Source organism: Mycobacterium sp. 852002-51057_SCH5723018 (assembly GCF_001667035.1).
Lineage (GTDB): Bacteria > Actinomycetota > Actinomycetes > Mycobacteriales > Mycobacteriaceae > Mycobacterium.
On sequence record NZ_LZIR01000079.1, the window covers coordinates 1 to 7,740 of the forward strand.

General features: G+C 62.0%; 9 protein-coding genes. 6 read left to right on the forward strand and 3 right to left on the reverse strand.

Going from position 1 to position 7,740, the window contains the following annotated elements; all coding sequences use genetic code 11:
• The 6 genes from A5764_RS16945 to A5764_RS16965 all read left to right on the forward strand — a co-directional run.
• The coding region (locus A5764_RS16945) for an alpha/beta fold hydrolase (RefSeq protein WP_369807335.1) at positions 1-252 on the forward strand (252 nt) is incomplete at its 5' end.
• A 105-nt stretch (positions 253-357) separates the two neighbouring features.
• Positions 358-894 (forward strand): DUF302 domain-containing protein, encoded by a 537-nt coding sequence (locus A5764_RS16950; RefSeq protein WP_067114672.1) that lies wholly within the window; start codon positions 358-360, stop codon positions 892-894.
• 75 nt (positions 895-969) lie between these two features.
• Positions 970-1,422 (forward strand): alpha/beta fold hydrolase, encoded by a 453-nt coding sequence (locus A5764_RS27650; protein WP_082951760.1) that lies wholly within the window; start codon positions 970-972, stop codon positions 1,420-1,422.
• Positions 1,404-2,111 (forward strand): cupin domain-containing protein, encoded by a 708-nt coding sequence (locus A5764_RS16955; protein ID WP_067114675.1) that lies wholly within the window; start codon positions 1,404-1,406, stop codon positions 2,109-2,111. Before A5764_RS27650 ends, A5764_RS16955 begins: the two co-directional genes overlap by 19 nt.
• 313 nt (positions 2,112-2,424) lie before the next feature.
• Complete coding sequence (locus A5764_RS16960) at positions 2,425-3,285, forward strand: MBL fold metallo-hydrolase (RefSeq protein ID WP_197501566.1); 861 nt, start codon at positions 2,425-2,427, stop codon at positions 3,283-3,285.
• 1 nt (position 3,286) lies between these two features.
• Complete coding sequence (locus A5764_RS16965; RefSeq protein ID WP_067114673.1) at positions 3,287-3,766, forward strand: lipocalin-like domain-containing protein; 480 nt, start codon at positions 3,287-3,289, stop codon at positions 3,764-3,766.
• Positions 3,767-4,008: 242 nt separating this feature from the next.
• On the opposite strand, the gene A5764_RS16970 is transcribed toward A5764_RS16965, so the two are convergent.
• From A5764_RS16970 to A5764_RS28910, 3 genes are all read right to left on the reverse strand, one after another.
• Positions 4,009-5,745, reverse strand: a complete 1,737-nt coding sequence (locus tag A5764_RS16970) for a GMC family oxidoreductase (protein WP_082951759.1) — start codon at positions 5,743-5,745, stop codon at positions 4,009-4,011.
• A 191-nt stretch (positions 5,746-5,936) separates the two neighbouring features.
• Positions 5,937-6,779 (reverse strand): alpha/beta fold hydrolase, encoded by an 843-nt coding sequence (locus A5764_RS16975; RefSeq protein ID WP_231989738.1) that lies wholly within the window; start codon positions 6,777-6,779, stop codon positions 5,937-5,939.
• A gap of 581 nt (positions 6,780-7,360) precedes the next feature.
• The coding region (locus A5764_RS28910; RefSeq protein ID WP_231989739.1) for a hypothetical protein at positions 7,361-7,740 on the reverse strand (380 nt) is incomplete at its 5' end.

Consider the following 7,740-nt stretch of genomic DNA (forward strand, 5'->3'; position numbering starts at 1 on the left):
TGGGCCAGTCAACGGTCCGCAGCGGCAGCCGCATTGTTCGCACCGTCGAAGAACGCCGCATGGAAGGACATCCCCTCGTGGTACTTCATCAGCAGCGGAGATCAGGTCATCACTCCAACCTCGGAGGACTCCATGGCCACACGAGCACACTCACAGATCACACACTTCAACGGTGGCTCGCACCTGACGCTGGTCTCACACTCCGACGCCGTCACGCAGGTCATCGAAGCTGCCGCGGCATCCGTGCACTGACCCGGATTGGTGAACGAATGGTGTTGCCGCGGCTAGTAGTGGGGATGCGACAGCGTTGTCGATCCACTACTTGGCCCCGGCGTACCAGGCAAATGAGGAGGCATCATGAGTCAACCATCGAATGGCTCGATCGAAACGATCTCGCATTGGGTCGACCGATTGACGATCCAGATCGACGACTCGTTTGACGGTTTCAGGAGTCGCTACGAGCGAGCAGTGCCGGAGTATCAGGCGGCTCGGTTCGATTCCCTGGTCGAGGAGGGCGCCGACTGGCAGACGGTCTTGGAGGCGACCGCAGAAAACGCCCCGCACCATTTCATCATGTACTGGTCGCGCGAATTCACTTCGCTGATGGGCCTGGCGGGAGACCGCGGCCGCTGCGTCGGATACCTCATGGGCAACCACACCATTGCCCAGAGGATGTACCGGTACAACCCGGCCGTGATGCTGTACGCGCCGCTGCGCACGGCCATCATGGAGGACGCCGATCAGGCCACGTGGTTCACCGTCAACCGACCCAGCACCCAGTTCGGCAGCTTCAACACGCCCCAAATCACCAAGGTGGGAAAGGAATTGGACCACAAGCTCGCAGCATTGCTCGAGCACCTCGGTGCGCCTGTGCCTGCCGTCCTCACCGAGTGAGAACGTTCGCAGACCATCGCTCAAGTGTATTCAAGGCGGGTCCCACATGGGTCCCGAGTCAAGGGCAAGGAATCGATGGACCAATACATTGACGTCGTCACATCGTCGATGGCTGGCGCTAACGGAATCGAATACTGCTATCGACGGCTGGGCATTGAAGGAGCCCTGCCGTTGGTGCTCCTTCAGCACTTTCGGGGCAATCTCGACAACTGGGATCCCGCACTGATCGATGCACTGGCGCAAAGCCGAGAGATCATTGCCTTCGACAACGCGGGCGTAGGCGGCAGTACCGGTACGGTGCCATCATCGGTAGCTGAAATGGCCCATGGTGCCATTGCTTTCCTCACGGCGCTTGGGTTACCGCAGGTCGACGTCTTGGGCTACTCCTTGGGCGGCTTCGTCGCTCAGGAAGACTCAGGACATCGGAGTGATGGTGGTGTTCGTATGGTGGTCGCGGCCAGATCGTCATGGTTTACCGCGGTTATTCACAATCCTTTTCGAGGCACCTCATGGAGGGATGTTCGATAAAGATCAATCGTCGCCAGGTCTTGGGAGGTGCGGGCTTGGCAGGGGCCGCCGCCGCGACCGGCGCAGGCGTCGATCGCCTGCTCTCCGACGGCACTCCCGGCTTTCGTACCGACCGCGTGGAGCCAGAGGACGAGGATGCCACCCGCTTTGGTGATCCGCGTCTACCCGCCGAGACGATAACCTCAAAATCTCATCTGTTCCGTCTCGGTGCTCAACCTCGCACCACTCTCGACGGCGGATCGTTCCAGCAAGCGGACGAGGACAACTTTCCGATCCTCAAAGGCCAAGAAGCCAGCATCCTGATGCTCAAGTTGGAGCCCGGCGGCATTCGCGAGCCGCACTGGCATCCCAGCGCATGGGAGATCAACCTGGTCACTAGTGGCGTCGCGACATGGGCCGTCATCGACGGCAACGGCAACCACGAGGCCTTCGATCAACACGAAGGAGACGTCGTGTTCGCCCCCCAAGGCTCCTTTCATTACTTCGAGAACAGGGGCCCGGGCGAGATGAACATAGTGATCATCCAGAACACCAGCGCCCCCGAAGCCAAGGACAATATCGGCATCGGTGAGTCGCTCAGCAGTCTTCCACCCCGGGTGCTGTCAGCCGTCTTCGGAGTTCCAGCAGAGACATTCAACTCCTTCAAGAAGATCGACGGCGCGATCACCATCCTGAAATCGTCGCCATAGCGCGGCGCACCGGCTGATGTTGATTGATGACGCACACCTCGCTGATCCCGTCACTAGACATGCAATTTGCGCAGCCGTGTCCCGGCTTGTTGGCGTGCCGATCGTGTGGGTCGTCACCAGCCACTCAGGCGACGATGTGGCCACGATCGCCGCCGACGTGGTCGACGTCGAGCGCTTCGAACCGCATCCGCTCACGGCGCCGGATGCGGTCGAGATTGGCGCCGCGCGGCTGAGTTGTCAACCCACATCCCGCCGCCGCCATCGCAGCGGCGATGTAGCCGCCCCACTACCCGCACACCGGTTAGGATACGACATGGCCACCACAAATCCCTTGCACTTCAATGTCTTTACCGCCCCCGAGAAGACCGTCACCGGCGACCGGCCCTACCACTTCGGTCCGCCGCTGGCCTGGGATCCGATCACCGCCACCCTGATCTACGGCGACTACGAAGCCATCCTGATAGACGCGCTGACCACCGTCGCCGAGGCCACCGCCCTGGCTGACTGGATCGCCCTGCACAACCGCGACCTGACCACCATCTACTGCACTCACGGCCACTTCGACCACTTCTACGGCATCTCCGTGCTGCTCGACCGGTTCCCCGCAGCCCGTGCGATCGCCACCCCGGCATCGGTCGACCTGATGAAGACCCAAATCACCGGTGACTGGCTGCGATTCGCCCAGCGACTGTTCCCTGGACAACTGCCCGCCCGCCGCCTCACCGCCGACCCCTACGACCAGCCCACGTTCACCGTGGACGGCCACGATGTGCACATAATCGAACAAGGTCGCACCGACACCGTGCACACCACGTCGGTACACGTCCCCAACCTCGACCTCGTCGTCGGCGGCGACGTCGTCTACAACCAATGCCACATGTTCGTCGGTGACAGCACGCCCGACAGCCGGGCCAATTGGATCACCGCACTCCAACGCCTGCAGGACCTCAACCCCACACACGTTGTGGCCGGCCACAAGAAGACCGGCGCCCCCGACACCCCGGACGCACTGCGCACATCGATGCAGTACCTCACTGACTTTGGGGTCCTTGTCGAATCCGAGACGAGTCAACAAGACATCTACGACCGAATGAACGACCTGTACCCGGACTGGGTCTGCCACCAATCCTGGCTGATGTTCAACTTCCCCGAGCTGGTCGCGGCGGAGTCCTGACGTGCTACGCGAAACCATTCTGGGCGCCTGGATTCTGGTCACCTACACCGAACAGGTCGACGGACAAGGGCCAGAACGACACCCGCACGGCCCGCATCCGGTCGGTCTGATCCTCTACACCGACGACGGCTACATGTCCGCACAGATCATGACCCCACATCGGGTGCCCTACGACGCCCCGGCCGTCGACGGCGGCACCGTGGAACAAACCGCAGCGGCCGCCAGCGGATACCTCGCCTACAGCGGCCCCTACAGCGTCGACGAGGCCACCGGCGACATCACCCACCACGTCACCGTGTCGCTGCTACCGAATTGGCTCGACCATCCCCAGCTACGGCACAGCCATTTCGACGGCGATCACCTCACACTAACCGCCCACACACCGCAACCCGACGGCGGCGATCTGGTCTCGACACTGATTTGGCGACGCCCCGAGCCGACCACTACCACGAGCAGTCATGATCGCCGCCTACGTCAATGAAGCGAAGACGAGCATGTCCACCCGGCTAGGCGGTGGAGGCCGATTCGAAGTTGAGAGTATGCCGGGGCAGGGCACCAAGGTCAGCGCGCTTATCCCGGTTTCCGTTGCAGCCGTTTGACGTTCGACGGCTCGCATCCCATCCGAGGCTCCTCGTCGCGTCCCGCGTCGCCTGCGGCGACGACCAGCTCTCGCAGCGCACCCGCGACCTCGTCGGGCAGGCACGCGCGGCCGTCGCCAATTGATCAGTGGTAGAGGTCGCTGTGGTCGGCTTTGATGAGGTCTGCGCCTTTTTCGCCCACCATGTACACCGTATTCTGGGGGCGGCAGTCCGGGATGAGCGGGATGACCGAGGCATCGACGACGCGCAACTTGTTGACGCCGTGGACTTTCAGCGCAGGGTCGACCACCCCTTGGTCGATGTCCTTCGAAAGCCGGTTGGTGCCGACCGGGTGATAGGACGTCTGGACCCGGTCTTGGATGGCGGTGCGCATCAGGTCGTCCGAATGGATGGGCATGTCCCAGGGGTACTGGTCGACCACGATGTCCTTGAACCCATCACCCTTGGTCAGTACGTCGTAGGCGAACCTGATGCCCTCCCGCAAGGCGATGATGTCGAGCTCATCGGAGAGGAAACTCAGGTTGATATTGGGTTGCTCCAATGGGTCGGCGCTGTTGAGCGTGACCTCGCCGCCGTCGTACACCGGGCGGACCAGATCGACCATCACCGTGATGTAGTCGCCTTCCTCGGGTGTCGGGTATTGCCACTGGAACGCGCTGCCGAACGCGCAGACGAAGTCGATTTCGAAGTGCGGCTGCCCTTCTGGTGAGAACGGGTCGCGCCCGCCGTTGGCCGCCTTGGCCGCGCGGTAGGTCGGGTCCTTCTCCAAGTACTCGTCGATGCGGGGAAATCCGATCAATTCCAGCAGTCCCGAGCCGACCGGGCCGGAATGGTCTGTCTCGTAAGCCCGCACGGCCGCATCGTGTTTGGCGCCGGAGCGCAAAAGGATTTCGTCACAGGCATAGCCGTCTTTGATGCGCAGGACGAAGGGGACGCCGGGGTGATCGACCAAGTGCTGCCCGACGTGTCGCGAGTCCACCACTACGTCGATGCCGTGCTTGGCCAGCTCGCGAGCTGGACCAATCCCGCTGAGCATGAGCAACTTCGGGCTCTCGAAGACACCCTGAGACAGGATGACCTCACGGTCGGCGTAGAAATTCAGCTCGTCGCCGTTGCCGTCGATGACCGTCACACCCTTGCAGGTGCGGTCGGTGTAATCGATGATCAGGCGCTTGGACCGGACCTCGGCCAACACCGTGACATTGTCCCTGTCCTTGACGAATAAGAAGCTACCATTGCGCTGTCCCTTGTAGATGGTGTTCACCGAGGTGGTGAGTCCATTCATCTCACCGTCGAAGATGTTGTCGGTCAACGGCTGGCCCGTCGACTTCCAGGCCGTCGTGACAGCGTCGCGGAACGGCACCATCTCATCGATGAGCTCGGCGTGGGAGATCGACAGGGGACCCCCGGAACCGACCTTCTTGAGCTCGGGCGGGTAGAGCCCGGCGTCGTCGTGATAGGTGGCGCTCTTCCGCAGGTACGGAACCAGCGGCTCCCAGGTCCATTGCTCGCCGCCGTACTCGGACCACCGGTCGTAGGTCGGTTTGCACCCAGGAACCCAGCTGAAGTAGTTGAGCGAGGAGCTGCCACCGAGAATGCGTCCGCGGGTGCACTGCTTGTCGGTACGCTCCCAAACCCCGCGATCAACGAACTTGGCCTTGTAGTCCCAGTCATGCTCGCCGTGACGCAGGTCCATCGCCTTCGACGGAGTGGTCGTCTCCGGAAGATCCCAGGGATTGCCAACACCCGCTTCGACAATCAGGACACTGACATCGGGGTTCTCGGCAAGACGGCCGGCAACGACGCAACCTGCCGTCCCACCGCCGACAACGATGAAGTCGTAATGCGTGGTGATGGTCATGAGTTCTCCCAGGCGTGATTGTGGTTCCGTTGGTTGCGGATTCGAGCCCCGCCCGCCACCTGATGCTGGACACTCTCGAGATGGGGAGTTGAGCGCGGTCGAGCAGCGGTATCAGGCCGTGTTGGCGGTGACCAGTGATGAATTATCGGTTTCGCAGGCCCCTTCGAAGGTGGGGTGTGGCGCCAAACGCCTTAATTTTTGAGGAAGGCATTGACGTCGTCGGCGAACTCACTATGGTGCTGAAAAAGAAATCCATGTCCGCTGTCGGGATAGATCTTGATGGCAGCGTTGGGCAGCAAGCCCGCCAGAAGATGGCTGTAGCGGGGCAAGATCATTCGGTCGCTGTCGCCGTTGGCGACGAATACGGGATGCGTGATCGCTGTCAGCCGTTCGAGCATGCTGTGGTTGGGAATGCCCCATTGGACAACTGCGTCGTAATGGGCGTTGCGAGTTGCCCAGTCCACCCCCTCGTCGCGGCCTTCGGAGCGAGCGAAGATGCGGCCCAGGAATTCGCCGCCGGCTGCGCGACTCGTCGCGCTCTCGGTGAAGAAAGCATGCAGCAGCTGGTCTCCGGTCGTCTGCGGCGAACCGACCGCATCGATGATGTCGTCGACCCAGCCGTGCATACCCGCGGCTCCCTGTGGTGCTGTGGCAGCCAATACAATTCGTTCCACGAGGTCGGGCCGGATCAATGCGATCTCTTGGGCGACGAACCCGCCCAGGGAGTAGCCCAAGATGTCGATATGCTCAAGCCCAAGTGCGGCGATGAAACCGATTGCATCATGCGCCATTTGGGTCACAGAGTGCGGTACAACACCGGTGCTGGAGCCCACACCTGTGTTGTCGAAGGCTACGACGACACGATCGCGGGCCAAGGCGTCCAGTAACGCCGGATCCCAATTGTCCAGATTGCCGCGGAAGTGCTGCAACAGCACCAATGGGCGTGCGGAGGCATTGCCGAACTGTCGATAGCTGTACGATATTCCGTTGTCGCCCACCGTTGTTGAGGTCGGGACGTCCAGATAGCTAGTCACTATTAATCTCCCATTCTTCCAGTTTGCGATTGGACGATCGGTTCAGCCGGCGTTAAGCGCTTCGGCAGCTTCCACGATGAAGTCGGTCAAAGAGGATTGGCGATCGCACGAGCGTCGTATCCCTGCTTCTGCAACGCCGCGACTTCGGCCCCCCCAGCTCGACGTGTCGGCGAAAGCACCGTGAACGAGCACGATGGTGGGTTTGGCGCCGCTCGGTGCGGGAGCGGCGGGTTCACCCGCGGCGATGGCCGATGGACCGAAAAGGACACATGTGACCGCGGCGGTACTCGCGAGTACCGCCACACGCAAGGTGAGCTTCGAACGTCCAAACATCATCACGTCCAATCTGTTTGGGCCGCGAACCACTTCGCGGCTTGCGCATACTGGGACCCTAGGTCGGATCGCGCACGCCGAAGCCCGTTGTGGACCTGTCAGGCACGCGCTGCACATCTGTGGGCACACGATGAGGCACGGGCCTCCTCGATCTCCTGGTCGCTCCCCACGGCCGACCGACTCGTCGGCCACGTATTCGGCGGCGGTGCCGGTTCGATAGTTGACGCCCGGATACCGTTAGGCGTCCTTCACCAGGTGCGGACGTCGGCGGCGATGGTCTCGGCGGTCTTGGCGGCGGCTGTCGGATCGAAGCGGGCGGTGATCATGAGGCCCATTTGGGCGGCGGTGAGCACCTCGGCCTTACGGTCCGGGTCATCGAGTCCCTCGATCGCGGTCAAGGCGTTGCTAAGTGCGCTATGCAGCCGCTTCCGGTAGCCGCGCACGATGTCGGCGACGGTGTCGTTGAGGATGTTGAGTTCGGTTGCGGTGTTGCTGATCAGGCAGCCGAGTTCGAATGACGGCCGCGCTGACGTGCGAATGCGACCCGCCAACGCGAGGAAGTAGGCGGCGATCTCGTCAGGGCCAGCATCGTCGGCTTCCATCGGTTCGATCAGCGGCCAGAGAATTT

What these genes read in the sequence shown, in the direction of transcription:
- A5764_RS16955 (WP_067114675.1), top strand. Translation starts at nt 1,404, where the DNA reads ATGGAGGGATGTTCGATAAAGATCAATCGTCGCCAGGTCTTGGGAGGT.
- A5764_RS16960 (WP_197501566.1), top strand. Translation starts at nt 2,425, where the DNA reads ATGGCCACCACAAATCCCTTGCACTTCAATGTCTTTACCGCCCCCGAG.
- A5764_RS16970 (WP_082951759.1), bottom strand. Translation starts at nt 5,745, where the DNA reads ATGACCATCACCACGCATTACGACTTCATCGTTGTCGGCGGTGGGACG.
- A5764_RS16950 (WP_067114672.1), top strand. Translation starts at nt 358, where the DNA reads ATGAGTCAACCATCGAATGGCTCGATCGAAACGATCTCGCATTGGGTC.
- A5764_RS27650 (WP_082951760.1), top strand. Translation starts at nt 970, where the DNA reads ATGGACCAATACATTGACGTCGTCACATCGTCGATGGCTGGCGCTAAC.